The sequence below is a fragment of the Acidithiobacillus acidisediminis genome (assembly GCF_023277115.1).
GTDB lineage: Bacteria > Pseudomonadota > Gammaproteobacteria > Acidithiobacillales > Acidithiobacillaceae > Igneacidithiobacillus > Igneacidithiobacillus acidisediminis.
Map to the genome: position 1 here is coordinate 734,112 of NZ_JALQCS010000001.1, position 18,887 is coordinate 752,998.

Here is an 18,887-nt window from a genome sequence, read left to right on the forward strand (position 1 = left end):
CCAAGGCCAATCCGAATGCCGCCGCAGCCCTTGCAAGTGCCTGCAATACAACGCAAACGGCTGCGCCGGTTACTTCGTCTGTTTTTTCTTGGTGTTGGGCTGGTTTTTTTTCTGCTTTATCTCTGGCAGACCCATACCGAGGTCCAGCGCCAGCGAGAAAACAGCATTAATCTCAGAACGCATCAGTTGAATACCTATGCGCAACAAATTCGCCAAAAACTGGACCGGAATTTTCATGATCTCGAATTTTTGCGCAAGATCATACGCTATCGTCCGGGCCAGGAGCCTTTTCCCGATGCGGCGAGCCGCCTGGCGCTGGAGAGCTTTCAGAAGAGCCATCGGGGTTCTCTAGCCGTCAATATCCAAGATGCCGATGGTGGCACCATCGTTTGGTCCACCAACTGGTCTCAGGGGCAGAAAACCCTCGTCAGCAGTGCAGCGTTTCGCACTGCGAGCAATCAGCGCGACTGGCTGGTGGGCAATCCTCTGTATGCACGGCGTTATGGGAATTGGATCGTTCCCATGCGCCTGCCCCTGTATGATGCATCAGGGAAGACCGTGGGTTTTTTGGGGCGCCCAACGGCACTGCAACAGATGCTATCGGCGGTGTCGGAACCAGGGGTTTCTATCCTGCTTGAGCGCGCTGGTCATCCCTTCGTCGAGCGCAATGGGCACGGACAATGGGGCGGGGCGGCACCAAGGACCTCCATAACCACAGAGCAGTTACGCGTCTCCGTCCCTGGCTATCCATGGGATCTGGAAATGCGCTGGCAAAGAGCCGGTTGGTTCAGCAGCCTTCCTCTCGCGGTCTGGTTGCAGACCACTTTACCCTTCCTCATTCTCCTGTTGCTATTGGGATTTCTCTACCGAGTTGCCAGCAAGGCTCTCGACTATCTGTTGGATTTGCGCCAATTTCAGAGTGCAGCCATTGCCATCCATCATCGTCTGTTACGCGTCAAAAATCGCGCGGAGCTATATCCTACCCTTTGTGATGCGCTGATTCAGGAAGGGGAGATCCACAGCTGTTTTTTGTTGCAGCGGGGGGCGGACGACAACGAGGTAACGTTGCTGGCAGTGGCGAGTGTGAGCGCCGAGTTCGCCGCCTTGCGCACCCTTCCCCCGCCAGCGGGTAGAGAGGATGGCGCGCCCATCACCCTCGTTACCAAAGCATTCCATCTTGGCAGTCTCCAACGGAGTGCGAACATTCAGGATTGTATTCTGGTCGCCTCTCTGCGTGCCGCTTTGCGGCGGGAGCGGCTCTGTTGTGCCCTTGCGCAACCCGTCTTTCTTGCCGAACAGCAGCAGCCCTGGGGGGTCTTGCTCTGCTTGCAACACTGGCAAAGTAGCGAGGGTGATGCCAGTGAGCAATTCCTGCTGCGGATCGCAGAAAGTTTTGGTCTGGTGCTGAGTCTCTGGCATCGCCGGGATGCCTTGGATCAGGCGCAAGGAATGTTGGATCTATTGGCAGACTTTGATCCCCTCACCGGTGCTGCCAATCGCGGACGCTTGGAGAAAAAGTACACCGAATTATATGCCCGTGTCGGGGAAGGGGGGGAGTCGGCGGCGCTGGCGATCGTCGATCTCGATGATTTTCATCAGATCAATCATCGCCTTGGGCGAGACGCGGCCGACCGACTGCTGTACCTGCTGCGGGAGCGACTAGAGGGTGCGTTGGCTGCCAATGATCTGGTGGCGCGTCTTGGTGGTGACGAGTTCATTCTCCTGTTTTCCTTTGCAGGTGACGAGCAGAGTCTGCGACAGAAACTGATTGGGTTGGAAAGCGCTCTGGATCCGGAGTTTGCATTGGATTCCGATACCCGTGTGCCATTGGAACTGAGTATTGGTGTAGCAGTGTTGGCAGGCACGGGCGAGCACTTTCTCGACAGCCTCCTCCGCAGTGCGCAGGAAGCGCTGCGGGTGGCCAAGATACACAAAAAGGATCGGCTGCATGCTTGGGTGATTGCGGGCCAAGCGCTGGAAACCAAGCCGCGAAACCGTGCCCAGCGTCTGCTGGCGAACAGTGCTCTGGAGGTCTGGTATCAGCCGATCATCGACGGACTGGATGGTCGTTTTCTAGGGGTGGAGGCCTTGGCCAGGTTGGCAGATGAGGGCGGGCAGATCCTAGCGCCAGCAGTGTTCCTGCCCTACCTCACGGCAGAAGAAGTTCAGAATCTAAGCTGGCAGCTTCTTTCCCAGGCACTGGAGGATATCGCGGCGCTGGAACGGGACGGCTGGCCTCTATGGCTGTCTTTCAATGTGCCGGCGGAATCCTTTACCCGTTACTGTCTACCCTGCCTGCGTGGCGTCCTCGCCAACTGCCCGCTGTCGCCGCAGCACATCACCATGGAAATTCTGGAAAGTGGGGACTTTCTCGACCAACCACAGGCTATTGAGGTGATGCGCGAGATTCGCGCCATGGGCATTCATCTGGCGCTCGACGACGTCGGTACGGCCTATGCTTCCCTGCAGCGCTTACGTGACCTGCCAGTGGACAAGATCAAGGTCGATCAACATTTTGTCCGTACTTTGCCAGAGCACCCACAGGACCTGCATTTCATTCGCATCCTACAGGACTTGGCGGAAGAGATGGGACTCGATATGGTCGTCGAGGGGGTGGAGAGTGCAGAAATCCTTGATGTGTTGCTGACTATTGGTGTCCGTCAGTTGCAGGGCTATGCCATCAGCCGACCCGTTCCCATGAGAGGCCTGCGTCGCCTTCTGGAAGAACCCTTCCGTCTGACTGGTGCGAGGCCGGCAACGCTCCTCGGCCTGTACGCCGGCATCCTGAGTATCCACGCGGTGATCAAGAAAACGCTGCAGCCTCTCGGCAGGCAACTCTTCATTATGGAGAGCGCCTTGCGCCGCGACGGTCCCTATGATCGCGCCCTGATTCGCTTGGGCTATGGTCCCGGCGAGCCATTGCATCTTGCCTACCGCCACTATCAGTCCATGCTATCGCGGGTTCTCGCGGGCGGTATCGACTCGACACGTAATCAGTATTGGCAGGACGTCGAGGGCGCACTGCGTGCGCTGCAGACGGCAATTCTCGCTGAGCGGGAACGAGCAATTGCGACGGGTGAGAACAACGCGGTGCCCGGTGAATAGTGTAGACACGTGGCGACAGGTGGCTGCAGAGACGCGACAATAACGCCTTGATATTCCATCTCTCTATAATTGGAACGAATATTGCTGTAGATCCTTGTTGAGTCAGTCTGGAAGAGGAGGGAATCGCTATGCAGTTCGTTGCTAAGACCCTGCGTGGATTGGTAATTTTTAGTGCTCTTGGTCTCTCGCTGTGGAGTTGCAGTATGGTAGCGAAGGCCGATGACTTGAATCTAGGTGTCGCTGTTCCGGGACTGAGCCTATACTTGGGTGATGCACCTCGCTACTACGTTGCGCCGCCGGTCGTTTATGCCCCTCCTCGTCGGGTATATTACCAGCCGGCGCCCCGCTGGCACCGAGGCCCGCCGCCGTGGGCGCGGCGCTGGCATCATGAGCGGGACCGCGACTGGCATGATGATTGGCGTGACGACCGGGATCGTTGACGGAATGATGGAGGAGTAGACAAATATGTTGATGGCTATTCGCCCGGCACGGGCTATCGTGCTGTTAATATTGGTTGCAGGCCTGAGCGGCTGCGCCAACATGAGCCCCACCGGGCAGCGTGCCCTGAGTGGGGGTGCGATTGGAGCTGCTGGTGGCGCTATTTTGGGTACCGTTGCGGCCGGAAATCCCGCCGTGGGTGCGGCCGTAGGTGGGGCCGTCGGAGCTGGAGTCGGGGCCGCACTTCCGCGCATTGAGCGGAGTTTGAACGGAAATTGAGCGGTGCGGCGCGGAGCGCCCATGGCTTGACGCTGGTCTGAGCCCTTTGCGATCATGGCCGGACATCATTAGTCTTGCCATAGATCCAGGAGGACCATGGACGCCAGCGATCAACAGCGCCTGCTGCGGGAAATGCTTTTTGCCCGACGTTTTGAAGAGCGTTGTGCCCAAGCCTATCAAGAACGAGAAATTGGCGGCTTTCTGCATCTGTATCCGGGGCAGGAAGCCTGCGCCATCGGCGTGCTGGAGAAGGCGCGCAAGGGGCAGGACTACGTCGTCACGGGTTACCGCGATCACATCCACGCGATTCAATGCGGAGCTGACCCCAAGGAGGTGATGGCGGAGCTGTATGGCAAGGAGACTGGTTCCTCGCGCGGACGCGGCGGTTCCATGCATATCTACGACGCGGAACACCATTTCATGGGTGGCTATGCGCTAGTGGGCGGACCATTTCCCCTCGCGGCAGGCTTTGCCAAGGCCATCAAGCTGCGCGGTGGGGACGAAATTGCCATCTGTTTCCTCGGTGATGGTGCCAATAATCAGGGAACGTTTCACGAAACCATGAATATGGCGAGTCTGTGGAAGTTGCCCGTGCTCTTCGTGTGTGAGAACAATCTCTATGGTATTGGTACGGCCATCGAGCGGGCCTCTTCCGAGATTAACCAGTACCTGCGGGTGGCGCCCTATAAGATCGCTGCCTCGCAGGTAGATGGGCAGGACCTTGATATCGTCATGACCGAGGCGGAAAAGGCGATTCGGCACGTACGCGAAAAACGCGAACCCTATTTCCTCGAGCTGATGACCTATCGCCTGCGTGGTCACTCCATGTCCGACTCCGGCGCCTATCGTCCCAAGGAAGAGGTGGAACGCTGGGCACAGCGCGATCCTATCGGGATCTACAAGCGTCGCCTCGAAGCGGCTGGCATTGTGGATGATGCCACCTTTCAGGCCATGGATGCAGAAATCCTGGAGCAGATCGAAAAAGAGATCGTGCGCTTTGCCCTCGAGAGCCCGGAACCTCGGGTGGAGGATTTGGAGCGTTACGTGTATGTAGCAGAGGGAGCGTAAGTATGGCAGAAATGATGTATTGGCAGGCCATCCTGCGTGCCCACGATGAAGAGCTGGCGCGCGATCCATTGGTTTTTGCCATGGGCGAGGACATCGGCGTGGCCGGTGGCACCTACAAGGCCACCAGCGGTCTGTATGCCAAATATGGCGCGGAGCGAGTCATTGATACCCCGATCTCGGAAAACAGCTATACCGGTATCGGTGTTGGTGCGGCAATGTTGGGCTGTCGTCCCATCGTCGAAATCATGAGCGTCAATTTCGCCTGGCTAGCGATGGATCAGCTGATGAATAACGCGGCGAAGATCCACTATATGTCCGGCGGCAAAATCCGTTGTCCCTTCGTCATGCGCGTACCCGGTGGCACCGCCCACCAGCTCGGCGCGCAGCACTCGGCGCGCATGGAAAAGGTCTTCATGGGCATTTCCGGCCTGCGGGTTGTGACACCCGCGACGCCGCGAGATGCCTACGGCCTGCTCAAGAGTGCGGTGCGCTCCGATGATCCGGTCGTCGTCATCGAACACGAGAGCATGTACAACCTCAAGGGCGAAGTGCCAGATGAGGAGTTCTTTACGCCGCTGGAGGGCGTGGAAATCCTGCGTCCAGGGCGGGATCTCAGTATCTTCGCCTACAACATCAGCGTGCATTGGGCCTTGCAGGCCGCTGAGCGCCTTGCGCAGGAGGGAATCGACGCCGAGGTGATCGATCTGCGCGCCTTGAAGCCCCTTGATCGTGCTGGAATTGCGGCCAGTGTGCGCAAAACCCATCGCGCGATTGTTGTGGAGGAAGATGAAGCTCCCGTTGGGGTAGGGTCGGAAGTCATCGCCATCCTCAACGAAGAGGTCTTTTTCGAACTCGATGCGGCACCTGTGCGGGTGCATGCCCGGGACGTGCCGATCCCCTACAACCGTCGTCTGGAAAAGGCGGCTATCCCCAATGCCGACGAAGTCGTGGCTGCGGCCCGGAAACTGCTTGGCAAGTAAGCTCCGGGCGCCATGGCGCGCCCGCCCCCTTTCCTGAGATGGTGAAACATGGCTGAAGCATACGTCATCAAAATGCCCCAATTGTCGGATACCATGACCGAGGGCGTGTTGGTCTCCTGGGAGAAAAGGCCCGGCGAGCGTGTCGAGCGAGGAGACGTCGTAGCCACGGTGGAAACCGACAAGGCAATCATGGATGTCGAGGTCTTCCGCGCCGGATATCTCGCCGGACCCTTGACGGCGGTGGATGCCGTGGTGCCGGTGGGGGAGGCTATCGGTTATCTGGTCGACAGCCCTGACGCCGTAGTCGATGCTACCAGCCCGGATGTGGCGCCTGCGGCGACGGCTCCCACGGCGTCGGAAGTTGCGGAAGTGGCGCTGGGACAGGCCATCAAGATGCCGCAACTGTCGGATACGATGACCGAGGGGGTGCTGGTTTCCTGGGAGAAGCAAGCAGGGGACCGAATTGAGCGGGGTGACGTGGTGGCTACGGTGGAAACCGACAAGGCGATCATGGATGTCGAGGTCTTCCGCGCCGGTTTTCTTTCTGGTCCTCTCCTGGCGGTGGACACGGTGGTGCCAGTAGGCGAGCCCATTGGATATCTCGTCGATAGTGTCGATCAGGTCTGTCGGGATACGCGAGCCGCCGCCAGCGAACAAAGGCCCCCGAGTGCGGTATCTGCCGCGCAAGGCCAAACGCCGGTGGCGCCGGCAAGCCGCGCCCCCGTCCCGCAGCCCACTGGTCGGGTTGTGGCCGGTAACCCAGTGGCGCGCCCCAGTTCGGGTGCCGCGAGTCCCTATGCCCGCTTGCTGGCGGGCGAACAGGGGGTTTCCCTGGAAGGCTTGCGCGGCAGCGGTCCGGCAGGAGTGATCGTTGCGGCCGATGTGCTGGCGCAGAGTGCTGTCTCCTCGCCTGCGGTCGCCAGTGTGCCGGCAGCGGTTGCCGTCCCCGGTAATGGCCGCCCCATGACCGCCATCGAAAAGGCCATCAGTCAGGCGATGACGGCCTCGCTCAGTATTCCGGTCTTTCACGTGACGATGCATGTGCAGCCGGACGCGCTGTTGCGCGTTGCCAAAGCCAATGCGGTATCGGTCACGGTCGCCCTGGCCAAGGCTGCCTCTGCCGCGTTGAGCAAACACCCGCTGATCAATGCTGCCTACCAGCCGGGTGACCGTATCGTCGAGGATCGGCCGCAGGATATCGGCATTGCCGCCACGACGGAGGACGGCGGTCTGGTGGTGCCAGTGTTGCGCGATGTCGCGGCGCATTCCCTGAGCGAATTGCAAAGCGCGTGGAAGCCGCTGCTGGAAAAGGCGCGGAAACGACGCATGAGCCCGGCAGAATATCAACACCCGACGTTTACGATCTCCAACATGGGCATGTATGGCATCAGTCAGTTTGACGCCATCGTCACGCCGGGCACGGCAGCCATCCTCGCGGTGGCGGCGACGGGACCGCAAGGCATGCCCATCACCATTACCGCCGATCATCGGGTGGTGAACGGTGCCGAAGCAGCGGCCTTCCTGCAGGACCTCAAGACCGCGATCGAGCAGCCAGAGGCGTGGGCGGGAAGCGTGGGGCCGGTCATCCCGGAGGGAGATTACGACACCCAGGTTCTCGTCATTGGCGGTGGTCCGGGGGGTGAGGACTGTGCGCGGGACTTGGCCGAGCACGGCATTCGCGTGACCCTGGTCAACAATGCCCCGTACCCTGGCGGAGAGTGCCTCTGGCGGGGGTGTATTCCCTCCAAGGCCTGGCGCGCTGCGGCGGATCGCATACGCGATCGCGAACATGACGCCGCTATGGGCATCCAGTTGGGCGCAGCCAAACTCGATTGGGAGCAGCTGGAAACACATCGCCGTGGCATTCTGCAAACGCGCGGTGAAATGGCGCTGAAAACCGACCAGGGAATGAAAATCCATGTCCTGGAGGGGATGGCTCGGTTCACCGGCCCACACACGGTGGAAATCAGCGGTAAGGATGCCCGTAGCCTGAGTTTCGGCGCCTGCGTCATCGCGACGGGCGCGCCGGCCTTCGTGCCACCGATCCCCGGCGCTCAGGAGGCCCTGGCAGCGGGGGCTGCCGTCACTTCGGACACGGTCTGGGAGCTGAGCGCTCCGCCGCAGCGTCTTTGCGTCATCGGCGGCGGCGCCATTGGCATGGAAATGGCGCAGATGTTCCATGACTTCGGTGCCGAGGTGCTGGTCCTGGAGGCGTTGCCCCGCCCCGTGGCTGAGATGGAAAAAGAGGTCGCGGAACAGTTGCTGACGGTATTGGGCAAGAACAGTCCGCGTCTGCGTGTGCAAACCAATGTGCAGGTGCAGAAGGTCAGCGGCGGGAAAGGGGATGTCACGGTGCAGTACCGCGACGCGGAAGGGCAGGAACAGCAGGTTCATGCCGAGCTGCTCCTGATCGCCACGGGCAAGCGCCCCCATACCGATGCCCTGCAGCTGGACAAGGCGGGAGTGCAATTGGGCGAGCGTGGTGCCATTGCCGTGGACGCCGCTTGTCGGACCAATGTGCCACATATCTTTGCGGTTGGTGACGTGATTGGCGGCTATATGCTCGCCCATACTGCTGGCCAGCAGGGGCGCGTGGCGGCGGCGAATCTCTTGGGCGAACGGGCCCGCTATGACGCCAGCAAGGACAGTGGTGTCACCTTCACCCGCCCGCAGGTGGCGTTCGTCGGTCTCTCGGGCGAGCAGGCCAAGGCGGCCGGGATGGATGTGGCGGAGGTCAAGGTGCCGTTGGCGATCGATGCCAAGGCCATGATGACCGGCGAAACCGACGGCCTGATCAAGCTGCTTGCGGACAAGAAGACGCATCGTATCGTCGGCGTACATTTTCTGGCCGATCACGCCGATACCCTGGTGGGCGAAGCGGTAATGATGGTCCATGGTGAGCTGACGCTGGAACAGGTAGGGACTGCCATCCATCCGCATCCGACACAGACGGAGCTGTTTGGCGAAATGGCGCGACGGTTGCTCTCTCGCCTGCGCCGCTCAGCGCGCAACAGTCGCTGAAATCGTGCACGAAGCCGAGCACCATCACGCCGCTGAATATACCAGTATTGCGGGATTGCGCGGCTTCGTCATTCGTTTTTATGGAAAGATGCTGGATATCATCATTGCCATCCTCATCTTTCTCATGCTGGTCACCCTGCTCTACGCGGTCGGGAGCCTGATTCTGGATGTCTATGGGGCCTTTTCCAATCTCCATCAGGAGCAGGTCATCTCCAGTCTGGTGTCTGACGTCCTGTCGGTGTTTGTCCTGATCGAGCTTTTTCGTACCTTTACCGATTATCTGGAGTTTCATCGCATTCGGCTCCGGGTTCTGGCCGAGGTGGCGATTGTCTTCATCCTGCGTGAGCTCTTTATCGGCCTGTATGCCCATCGCCTCGGCCCCTTGGACCTTCTCGCCACTGCGGCGCTACTGGCGGTGCTGGTAGCCGCGCGGGTGGCTGCCATCCAGTTTGTGCCGAAAGGTGGTCAGGATCGCTAGCTATCCTTGACGTGTGCCAAAAAAGACGAGCAAAATAATCGGGTATTGAAGATTGCGACGCGCGGTAGCGCGAGGAGAGTATAGGGATGAGTACAGCTACGGAAACCATGACCGATCTGAATGCCTTGCCCCCGGTGATGACCCTCACCGACAGTGCGGCGGAAAAGATCAAGTCCTTGATTGAGGAAGAGGGTAGCCCCGACCTCAAGTTGCGCGTGTTCGTTACCGGTGGCGGTTGTTCCGGGTTCCAGTATGGTTTCACCTTTGATGAGAACGTCAACGACGGTGACACGGAAGTCGAGCAGTTTGGGGTCAGCTTGCTGGTCGACCCGATGAGCTATCAGTATCTGGCGGGTGCGGAGATCGATTACAGTGAGGGTCTGGAAGGCGCCCAGTTTGTGATCAAGAATCCGAACGCCACCACCACCTGTGGGTGTGGGTCTTCTTTTTCCGCCTGAAGAACCCCGCCGCTCCGGCTGCGCGTAGGGAGACACCCGTCTCCCTTTCTTTTTTTGTGCGCGCTATGATGCAGATCAGCTTCTAGGAGAAATGTCATGACCGATGCCACCGTCGTCCCCGGACTGGAAGGGGTTCCCGCTACCCACTCGGCCATCTCGAACATCGATGGTGCTGCTGGCCAGCTCTCCTACCGCGGCTATCCGATCGCCGAACTCGTAGCGCATAGCAACTATGAGGAAGTGGCACTGCTACTCCTCGATGGGGAACTGCCGCGGGCCAAGGATCTGCAGCGCTTCGACGCGGGCCTGCGCGGGCATCGCCAAGTCAAGTACAACGTGCGCGAGATCATGAAGTTCTTGCCAGTGACGGGCCACCCCATGGATATGCTCCACTGCACCATCGCGAGCCTGGGGATGTTCTATCCGCAGCAGGAGCTGTCGGATGCGGAACGCGATAACGCCTCACACCTCGATGCCATGGCGATGCGCCTCATCGCTCGGGTGCCGACGATTGTCGCCATGTGGGATCAGATGCGCTTTGGCAATGACCCCATCCCGCCGCGCAGTGATCTTTCCCATGCGGCAAACTTTCTTTACATGCTGCACGGACGCGAGCCGGATCCATTGCACGCGCGTATTCTCGATGCCTGTTTTATCCTGCATGCAGAACATACCATCAATGCCAGCACCTTTTCGGTCTTGGTCAGTACCTCCACTCTGACCAACCCCTACCACGTCATTGGCGGGGCAATCGGCACCCTGGCCGGACCACTGCATGGCGGTGCCAATCAGCGGGTAGTGGAGATGCTGGAGGAGATTGGTAGCGTCGACAATGTCGAGTCTTTCTTGGAGGCGCGCCTGGCGGCGAAGGAAAAGATTTGGGGTTTTGGCCACCGGGTCTATAAAACCACGGATCCGCGTGCCGCGATCCTCAAAGAAATGATGCAGGATCTGGCGCAGGCCGGGCATCTGCGGCAGAGCAAGCAGTTCGCCATTGCCCAGGCGCTCGAGGCAGCAGCGGCGGAACGCCTGGGGCCAAAAGGTATCCACGCCAATGTCGACTTCTATTCCGGGGTCCTGTATCACGAAATGGGCATTCGCAGTGACCTCTTCACCCCCATCTTTGCCATGGCGCGCAGCGTCGGGTGGCTGGCGCACTGGCGCGAGCAGTTGAGCAATAATCGCATTTTTCGCCCCACCCAGAACTATACCGGTGCAGCGCTGCGTAGCTACCAAGCGCTGGCGGAGCGTTCAGCATGATTGCCATTCTCTCTTCCCCCCCGCGCCTGGTTACGAATCAGGTCGAGCCTCTGCACGAACTCGAAGAACACATCATTCGCAATCAGTGCGCCATCGAGCGTTGGTTCCGTTGCCAGTGGCAACAAACCCCGCCGCCTTTTTACGGTTCGGTAGATTTGCGCAATGCCGGCTTCAAGCTGGCACCTATCGACACCAACCTGTTTCCGGCGGGCTTCAACAATCTCAATCCCGAGCATTCGGCGCTGTATATCACTGCCATCCAGCACTACCTGGATCAGTATCATCCGAGCTTGGAACGCTTGCTGCTCATCCCGGAAAACCATACCCGCAACCTGTTCTATCTGGAAAATGTGGCACGCCTGGCGGAGCTCCTGCGTGCGGCGGGTCTGGAAGTTCGTGTCGCTTCCTGGGCCAGCGATAGTGCCCAGGACATCGATCTGCCTTCGGGCGAGCGCCTGCACCTCGATGTCCTGGAACGGGTTGGTGCGCGCCTGCGCGTTGGCGACTTCGATCCGGAGCTGATCCTGCTCAATAACGATCTCTCGGGCGGTGCACCGGAACTGTTGCACGGGCTGGAACAGGAGGTCCTGCCGCCGCTCGCAGCAGGCTGGCAACATCGGCGTAAGAGTCAGCACTTTAGTCATTATCGGCGCCTTGCGGTGGAATTTTCCGAGGTCATCGATATCGACCCCTGGCTCATTGATCCGTTCTTTCGTCGTTGTAGCAACATTAATTTTCTCCAGGCAGAGGGCCTCGACTGTTTGGTCACCAATGTTGATGCGGTACTGGCCGAGATTGACGAGCGCTATCGTCATTACGGTATCGATGCGCGCCCCTTCGTCATCGTCAAGGCCGATGCTGGCACCTACGGCATGGGGGTGATGACCGCCTACTCCGGTGCCGAGTTGCGGGAGCTCAATCGCAAGGCACGCACGCGCATGGCGAAGAGCAAGGAAGGGCTGCCAGTGAGTGATGTCTTCATTCAGGAAGGGGTCTACACCTTCGAGCAGACGCCGGAGGACTTCGTTGCCGAACCGGTAGTCTATTTGCTGGGGCAGCAGGTCCTCGGGGGCTTTTATCGCGTCCATCGGGAAAAAGGGGTCGATGAAAATCTCAACGCCCCGGGCGCTTATTTCGAGCCCATGGCCTTTGCCGAGCCGGGGATCAATCCCTGTCGCAAGTCTCCTCCAGATGCGCCCGTCAATCGTCACTATGCCTACGGCGTCGTCGCTCGTCTCGCCCTGCTGGCCGCGGCGCGGGAGGCCGAGGACTGGCGCAAGGTGGAGCGTTGAGCATGCGCATCGCGGTGCTGATGGATCCCATTGCCGGCATCAAGCCGGCAAAGGATACGACCTTTGCCATGCTCCTCTCGGCACAGGCGCGTGGCCATGAATCCTGGGTTTTTACCCTGGATAGCTTGACCCTGCGCGATGGACAGGCCTGGGGGCAACTACAGGCGGTGCAGGTAGAGGATGACTGCACCGAATTTTTTCAGCTTGGCGAACGGGTGGAGCGACCGCTGCGCGATTTCGACTGCGTACTGATGCGCAAGGATCCGCCAGTGGACATGGATTTTCTCCATGCCTGTCAGATCCTGGAGCATGCCGGTACCTGGGTAGTCAACGACCCGGCTGCGATCCGCCTTGCCAATGAGAAGCTCTTTCCCCTGCAGTTTTCCCGCTGGTTGCCCCCCTATCTGGTCAGCCGCGATATCGCGGCCTTACGCGCCTTTTTGCGCGAGCACGGAGAAATTGTCGTCAAACCCCTTGCCGCCCGCGGTGGAGAAGGGATCTTTTACCTGCATGACGCAGATCGCAATGTCGGCTCCATCCTGGAGACGATCACTGCGCGTGGCCAGCATTTTGTCATGGCGCAACGCTATCTACCGGCCATTCGCCAGGGCGATAAGCGGATTTTGTTGGTGGATGGTGAGGCTATCCCCGGTGCCATGCTGCGCGTACCCGCAGCCGATGATTTCCGTGGCAATCTGGTGGCGGGCGCGCAAGCGGTAGCGGCTGAGTTGAGCGCGGCAGAGCAGGAGCTTTGCGCGGAGATCGGGCCGGTCCTGCGGCAGATGGGATTGCTCTTCGTGGGCATCGATGTGATCGGAGAAAGGCTGACCGAGATCAACGTCACCAGTCCGACGGGCGCGCGCGAGATCCGCCGCTTCTTTGGTATCGACGCCACCGAGCGACTCTGGGTGCGTATCGAGCAGGGTCGATGAGATTGCCCTTCGGGGGGCAAAGCGGGGTATCATAGGGGCATGGAATTTTCATCCCTCAAGAATCACCTGCTGATTGCCATGCCGGGGCTTCACGACGGCATTTTCGACCGCAGTGTCATCGTCGTCTGCGAGCACAATGCCAGTGGGGCGATGGGGGTGGTGGTCAATCGCATCCTCGACATCAATATGGCAGAAGCCCTCAAGGCGGTGGATATCCGGCCCTCGGAAGAGATGATCCATCGCCCGGTCTATTGGGGCGGGCCGGTGAGCCCACAGCACGGATTTATCCTGCACCAACCCCTGGACGATTGGGAATCAACCCTGGCCGTGAGTGATACCCTCGCCCTGACCAGTTCCCCAGACATCCTGTCGGCCATTGCCGAGCACCGTGGCCCGGAGCAATATCTGTTGACCCTGGGATATGCGGGTTGGGGCGAGGGCCAGTTGGAACAGGAAATCAGTGAGAACTCCTGGCTGCATGGGCCTTTTGATCCGCGTGTCGTGTTCCAACTACCCGCTGGCGAGCGCTGGCAGGAGGCGGCGCGAGTTCTGGGTATTGATATCCGTCTGCTGAGCGGGGCGGCGGGGCATGCCTGAGTCTAACGGCCCATGGTTGGGCATCGACTATGGCAGCAAACGCATCGGTGTTGCCTTCCTCGGTGAAGCAGGTCTTGGGGCACAACCCCTAGCGACGCTGGTCAACGGTGATCAGGGTCCGGATTGGCACGCCTTGGAACGTCTGATTACCGATTGGCAACCAGCGGCTGTCGTCCTGGGGATCCCTTTGCAGGCGGATGGCAGGGAGGGTAGCACGGCGCGCGCGGTGCGGCGTTTTGCCACGGAGCTGGAACAGCGTTATGCCCTACCCCTGCACTGGATCGATGAGCGCCTCAGCAGCCATGCGGCGGAAACGCAGATGCGGGAACGGGAACTCTCCCGCAAGGAACGGGATCGACTGCGGGATCAGCTGGCGGCCTGCGCCATTTTGGAGAGTTTCTACGAGGAAGAAGCATGGCGTCGTCCTGGGATCTGAGTACCCTGATCGATTCTCTGGAATCCGATTTGCGGGCGCGCATTGATCCACAAGACTGCGTCATGGTGGGAATTTTTACGGGTGGTGTGTGGATTGCCCGCGAGCTGCACCGGCGTCTCGGCATCCGCACCCCTCTCGGCGAACTGGACATTTCTTTTTATCGCGACGATTTCAGTCGAGTTGGCCTACATCCTCAGGTCAAGGCTTCCCATATTCCTTTCCGCATCGATGGTCGTCACCTGATCCTGGTCGATGATGTCCTGTACACCGGACGAACCATTCGTGCCGCCCTGAACGAGATCTTCGACTATGGCCGTCCGGACAAGATCACCCTGGCGGTGCTTGTTGATCGTGGCCTGCGCGAGCTCCCCATTTGTGCCGATGTGGTCGCCCTCAAACTGCGCAGCAATCCCCATGACTACATCAAATTGCGCGGTCCAAATCCCCTGTCTCTAGAATTTCTCCCCGGGGAAGGGGCGCCCTCGCCATGATGCCTTGGCGTATGGGAGAGAGGGATCCGCAGCGCGATGCCCAAGGCCATCTACGGAACCTGCTGGGGATCGAGGGCTTGCGGGAAGGGGAAATTCTCGAAATCCTTGATAGTGCCGAGTCGTTTTTGGGCATTGGCGAGCGCGCGGTCAAGAAGGTCCCCATTCTGCGTGGGCGCACCCTGGTCAACCTATTTTACGAAAATAGCACGCGTACCCGTAGCACCTTTGAGTTGGCGGCCAAGCGTCTCTCGGCCGATGTCCTGAATATTGCCGTGGCGAGCAGCAGCGCCAGCAAGGGCGAGTCTCTGCTCGATACGGTCGATAATCTCCTTGCCATGCAGGTGGATGGCTTTATCCTCCGCCATCCCGAGGCCGGCGCGGCGCACCTGCTCGCGCGCCACTTGGGCGAGCGTGCCTGGGTCGTGAATGCGGGAGACGGGCAACATGCGCACCCTACCCAGGCCTTGCTCGATGTCTTCACTATCCGTCGTTTGGCAGGGCCCATCCACGAGCGGGTGGTGGTCATCCTGGGCGACATCCTGCATTCCCGGGTCGCCCGCGCGCTGATTCACGCCCTGTCCATTCTCGGCTGTCCGCAGATTCGCGCGGTTGGCCCGCGTACCTTGGTACCCCCCGAACTGTCCAGTCTGGGGGTTCACGTCTGGCACGAGCTGGAACCGGCGCTGGCAGGGGCTAATGTGGTCTATGCCCTGCGCATGCAGCGAGAACGCATGGATGCCCAGCGCGTCCCTAGTTTGGAGGAGTATCATCGTCGTTTTGGTCTGACCGCGGATCGCTTGCGCCTCGCCGCAGCGGATGCCGTGGTGTTGCATCCCGGCCCCATGAATCGCGGTGTCGAACTCAGTGCCGAGGTAGCGGACGGTCCCCAAGCGATTATCCTCGACCAAGTGACGCATGGCCTGGCCCTGCGCATGGCGGTATTGGCACGACTGGCGGGAGGATCCTCGTGATGCTTCGGCGCGTGATCCGCCATCTTCGCTTGATTGACCCCGTCAGCGGTAGGGATACCGTCGGTGATTTGGCACTGGAGGAAGGGAAAATTCGTGCTTGTGGGGAAATTCCCGGCGACTTTGCGGCGGAAGAGGTCATCGATGGCAGCGGGCTGGTGGCCTGCCCGGCCTTCATCGAGACCCAATTCCAGGCCCATACCCCGGGATCGGGGCGAAATGGCGACCTCTTCAGTGAACTGCGTGCCGCCGCCGCCGGGGGTTTTGGGAGTGTGCTCCTCGACCCGGCCACGGATCCTGTGGCGGACCAGCCAGGAATCCTCCACGAACAGCAGGCGGCTGCCACAGCAGCAGGGCTGTTGCGCGTGCATGCCGCAGCGGCCCTGACCCTGGGCTTGAAAGGAACGGCATTGAGCGAGATGGATGCCTTGGCCCGAGCTGGTGCGCAGGTCTTCAGCCAAGGCCAGGAGCCGATTGTCGATAGTCAGCGTTTGCGCCTCGCCTTGAGCTATGCCGCGGACCTCGGGCGCACGGTATTTCTCTGGCCCGAAGACGGAGCACTCGCGGCGGCCGGGGTTCTGGATGAGGGGCCCTGGAGTCTGCGTCTTGGGCTCGCGGGCCGGCCGCAGGCCGCCGAAGAAATTGGCGTGGAACGGGATCGACGGATTGCCGCCCTGGCAGGGGCCGCCGTACATTTTCCGGCGTTAAGCAGCGCTGCCGCCATCCATCAGGTCGCCGCCGCACGACGGACCGGACAGGCCATCAGTTGCGGTGTTAGTTTGCACCACCTGCTATTGAGCGACGCGGATGTGGGCTATTTCAATACCCATATCAAGACATTGCCGCCATTGCGCAGTCAGGAAAACCGTGTGGCTCTGCGACAGGCCCTGGCGGATGGCGCTATCCAGTGCCTGACCAGCCAACATTTGCCCTGGGGACGGGAAGAGGAGGGGCAGACCTTTGCGCAGGCTCCCTTTGGCTTAGCAGCGGCAGAATGGGCGCTGCCCCTGGCTTTGCGCCTGGTGGAGGAGGGGTGTCTGGACCTGCTCACCCTCATCCGCCTGTTCACCACCGGTCCTGCCGCGGTCATTGGTTTGCCAGCGCCGACCTTGCAGCCCGGTGCCCCCGCCGATCTCTGTCTCTTCGATCCGAATGCAGAAGTCGTCCCTCTGGCACAAGGCTTCAGTTGTGGGCGCAATCATCCCTACGCCGGCTGGTCCCTGCGTGGGCGGGTCCGCTATCTCTTCGTTGCAGGACAGATTCGCCATTGTAGCTCGGCGGCATGAAGCGCCCGAATTCCCTCTCCTGGTTGACGGTTTTTGGCTTTGGCCTGGCCATCGTACCGCTGGTGTTGGTGATCGTGAGTATCACGCTGACCATCGCCCGGTTTGCCGAGGAGGGCCAGAGTAGCATTTTGCGGGCGGTGGCACTCAGCGACAGCGCCAATCGTATGGCCAATGCGGTGCGCTCAATGGAGCGCTATGGCCTGCAATACACCGTCTTGCAAGACTCCGCCTTGCTGGTTTTGTTTCAGCAGAGTTTTGACGAATATCAGCAGGTGAGCAAACGCTTTGCGGCGGCGGGACCGAGCAAGGTCGATCAGCGGCGTTTGCGGCACCTCAACGAGAATCTGGCCAAGGCACGTCGGGCCTTGCCGCTGGCGGCACTGGAAGGTGGGCGAGGCACCCTCGACCAGGATTTCAGTACTGCCAGTCACGAGATGCAGCAGCTCCAGGAAGATGTCAATGATGGCATCAGCGCCCAAGTGAAACATCTCGGCGATCGGGCCCTGCAAATCAAGCGGCTCACCCTGTATGAGGTGCTCCTCGCCTTGCCATTGACCATCGTGGTGGCCATTTTCTTCATCATCCTCATTACCCGGCCCATTAAACGTCTGGATCGGGCCATCTCCGGCCTGGGCGATGGTGATCTCAGCAGCAATATCGAGGTCAGCGGTCCCAAGGACATTGCCGCCCTGGGAGACCGGCTGGAGTGGTTGCGCAAGCACCTGCAAGAACTCGAGGCGACCAAGGTCCACTTCTTGCGCCAGCTTTCCCATGAACTGAAAACCCCGCTCACCGCAATTCGCGAAGGATCCGAGCTGCTGCAAGAGGAACTGGGCCAAGGGTTGATCGCCGAACAGAGAGAAATCGTTGATATCGTTCGCGACAACAGCCTGCGTTTGCAACGCCTGATCGAGGATCTATTGCGCTTCAGCATGGCCGAGGGTCCAATCAGTGCGGGCATGCAACACCCCATTCCTCTGCATGAAGTCCTGGAAGAGCTACTGCTGAGCTATAAACCAGTCTTGCGCAGCAAGGGGATACGGCTGGAGAGTCAGGTCAGCGAATTATGGACGTCAGCGCATCGTGATCGGATTCGCACCATTTTGGATAATCTCTTGTCTAACGCCGTGAAGTTTTCGCCCCAGGGCGCTACGATACGGGTTGCCCTGCGCCAAGATGCGGAAGAGGCTGTCATAGACGTCATCGATGGCGGGCCTGGGGTGGCGCGTGAGGAACGCGATAAGATCTTTGATATTCTATACCGTGGTAGCGCCAGTGAGTCCGGTAAGATCGAGGGCAGCGGTTTGGGGCTCGCAATTACCCGTGAGTACGTTTTGAGTTATGGGGGAAGTCTTGAAATTCTCGATACAGAAGGGCCAGGGGCACATTTTCAGGTTCGCCTACCCATTAGCCGCCATGACCCTCTTGAGCCTGGGGCTGAGCGGCTGCGCTGAAGTCCCGCCCAGTAAACCCGTGCCCCATAGCGTCGTCCTGCAGGCGGACCAAATCATCATCTCGCGTGCGGCTTACCAGCAACTGCAGCAGCGCGCAGACTTGGCGCAGAGTTCGGTTACCGAGACGGCAAGCTGTATTTCTGCCCAGGGTCGCGTTGCCAGCTTGCAAAAGGAGTTGACCGCCTTGCGCGCCGGTGATCCCAGTTACCAAAATCTACAGAACAAGATGACCGACCTGCAGAACCGTCTGACCCAGTCGCAGCAACGCGAGTCGGAGCTGCGCAAAAAGCTCAACGAGCTGATCCAGATCGAGAAAAATTCCCGCACGGTGGGGGGGCGATAGC

The 18,887-nt window shown here is 60.0% G+C and carries 18 protein-coding genes; all 18 read left to right on the forward strand.

The genetic code is table 11. The annotated features are described in order from the left end of the window. Nucleotides 1-36: 36 nt before the first annotated feature. Complete coding sequence (locus M5D89_RS14320; RefSeq protein WP_248884496.1) at nt 37-3,105, forward strand: bifunctional diguanylate cyclase/phosphodiesterase; 3,069 nt, start codon at nt 37-39, stop codon at nt 3,103-3,105. A 128-nt stretch (nt 3,106-3,233) separates the two neighbouring features. Then, nucleotides 3,234-3,545, forward strand: a complete 312-nt coding sequence (locus M5D89_RS03690) for a hypothetical protein (protein WP_248884498.1) — start codon at nt 3,234-3,236, stop codon at nt 3,543-3,545. Between the two features lie 25 nt (nt 3,546-3,570). Next, on the forward strand, nt 3,571-3,822 hold the full coding sequence (locus M5D89_RS03695) for a YMGG-like glycine zipper-containing protein (protein WP_248884499.1): 252 nt from the start codon (nt 3,571-3,573) through the stop codon (nt 3,820-3,822). A gap of 96 nt (nt 3,823-3,918) precedes the next feature. Continuing rightward, on the forward strand, nt 3,919-4,890 hold the full coding sequence (pdhA, locus tag M5D89_RS03700; RefSeq protein WP_248884501.1) for a pyruvate dehydrogenase (acetyl-transferring) E1 component subunit alpha: 972 nt from the start codon (nt 3,919-3,921) through the stop codon (nt 4,888-4,890). A gap of 2 nt (nt 4,891-4,892) precedes the next feature. Next, a complete protein-coding gene (locus tag M5D89_RS03705) occupies nt 4,893-5,870 on the forward strand; it encodes an alpha-ketoacid dehydrogenase subunit beta (RefSeq protein WP_248884502.1) in 978 nt (325 codons plus the stop codon). Nucleotides 5,871-5,918: 48 nt separating this feature from the next. After that, the gene (locus M5D89_RS03710) at nt 5,919-8,891 is read left to right on the forward strand and encodes an FAD-dependent oxidoreductase (RefSeq protein ID WP_248884503.1); all 2,973 of its coding nucleotides are present in this window, start codon (nt 5,919-5,921) and stop codon (nt 8,889-8,891) included. A 4-nt stretch (nt 8,892-8,895) separates the two neighbouring features. Further along, on the forward strand, nt 8,896-9,369 hold the full coding sequence (locus M5D89_RS03715) for a phosphate-starvation-inducible PsiE family protein (RefSeq protein ID WP_248884505.1): 474 nt from the start codon (nt 8,896-8,898) through the stop codon (nt 9,367-9,369). 86 nt (nt 9,370-9,455) lie between these two features. Then, entirely contained in the window at nt 9,456-9,827 is a 372-nt protein-coding gene (erpA, locus tag M5D89_RS03720; protein ID WP_248884507.1) for an iron-sulfur cluster insertion protein ErpA, read from the forward strand. Nucleotides 9,828-9,923: 96 nt separating this feature from the next. Then, nucleotides 9,924-11,087 (forward strand): citrate synthase, encoded by a 1,164-nt coding sequence (locus M5D89_RS03725; RefSeq protein ID WP_248884508.1) that lies wholly within the window; start codon nt 9,924-9,926, stop codon nt 11,085-11,087. Next, on the forward strand, nt 11,084-12,379 hold the full coding sequence (gshA, locus tag M5D89_RS03730) for a glutamate--cysteine ligase (protein WP_248884510.1): 1,296 nt from the start codon (nt 11,084-11,086) through the stop codon (nt 12,377-12,379). Before M5D89_RS03725 ends, gshA begins: the two co-directional genes overlap by 4 nt. A gap of 2 nt (nt 12,380-12,381) precedes the next feature. Continuing rightward, the gene (gshB, locus tag M5D89_RS03735) at nt 12,382-13,311 is read left to right on the forward strand and encodes a glutathione synthase (protein ID WP_248884511.1); all 930 of its coding nucleotides are present in this window, start codon (nt 12,382-12,384) and stop codon (nt 13,309-13,311) included. Nucleotides 13,312-13,350: 39 nt separating this feature from the next. After that, nucleotides 13,351-13,908 carry a YqgE/AlgH family protein gene (locus M5D89_RS03740; protein ID WP_248884513.1) on the forward strand — a complete coding sequence of 186 codons (558 nt, stop codon included), beginning with the start codon at nt 13,351-13,353 and terminating at the stop codon, nt 13,906-13,908. Next, nucleotides 13,901-14,344: a Holliday junction resolvase RuvX gene (gene ruvX / locus M5D89_RS03745; protein ID WP_248884514.1), complete on the forward strand. Its 444-nt coding sequence runs from the start codon at nt 13,901-13,903 to the stop codon at nt 14,342-14,344. Before M5D89_RS03740 ends, ruvX begins: the two co-directional genes overlap by 8 nt. Further along, nucleotides 14,323-14,835, forward strand: a complete 513-nt coding sequence (gene pyrR, locus M5D89_RS03750; protein ID WP_248884515.1) for a bifunctional pyr operon transcriptional regulator/uracil phosphoribosyltransferase PyrR — start codon at nt 14,323-14,325, stop codon at nt 14,833-14,835. Before ruvX ends, pyrR begins: the two co-directional genes overlap by 22 nt. Then, nucleotides 14,832-15,806 (forward strand): aspartate carbamoyltransferase catalytic subunit, encoded by a 975-nt coding sequence (locus M5D89_RS03755; protein ID WP_248884517.1) that lies wholly within the window; start codon nt 14,832-14,834, stop codon nt 15,804-15,806. The genes pyrR and M5D89_RS03755 overlap by 4 nt, the downstream gene beginning before the upstream one ends. Beyond that, nucleotides 15,806-17,089, forward strand: coding sequence for a dihydroorotase (locus M5D89_RS03760; RefSeq protein ID WP_248886425.1), 1,284 nt, complete (start codon nt 15,806-15,808; stop codon nt 17,087-17,089). Before M5D89_RS03755 ends, M5D89_RS03760 begins: the two co-directional genes overlap by 1 nt. Continuing rightward, nucleotides 17,086-18,543 carry a sensor histidine kinase gene (locus M5D89_RS03765; protein ID WP_248884519.1) on the forward strand — a complete coding sequence of 486 codons (1,458 nt, stop codon included), beginning with the start codon at nt 17,086-17,088 and terminating at the stop codon, nt 18,541-18,543. The genes M5D89_RS03760 and M5D89_RS03765 overlap by 4 nt, the downstream gene beginning before the upstream one ends. Then, nucleotides 18,506-18,886 (forward strand): hypothetical protein, encoded by a 381-nt coding sequence (locus tag M5D89_RS03770; RefSeq protein ID WP_248884520.1) that lies wholly within the window; start codon nt 18,506-18,508, stop codon nt 18,884-18,886. The genes M5D89_RS03765 and M5D89_RS03770 overlap by 38 nt, the downstream gene beginning before the upstream one ends. Nucleotide 18,887: the final 1 nt, after the last annotated feature.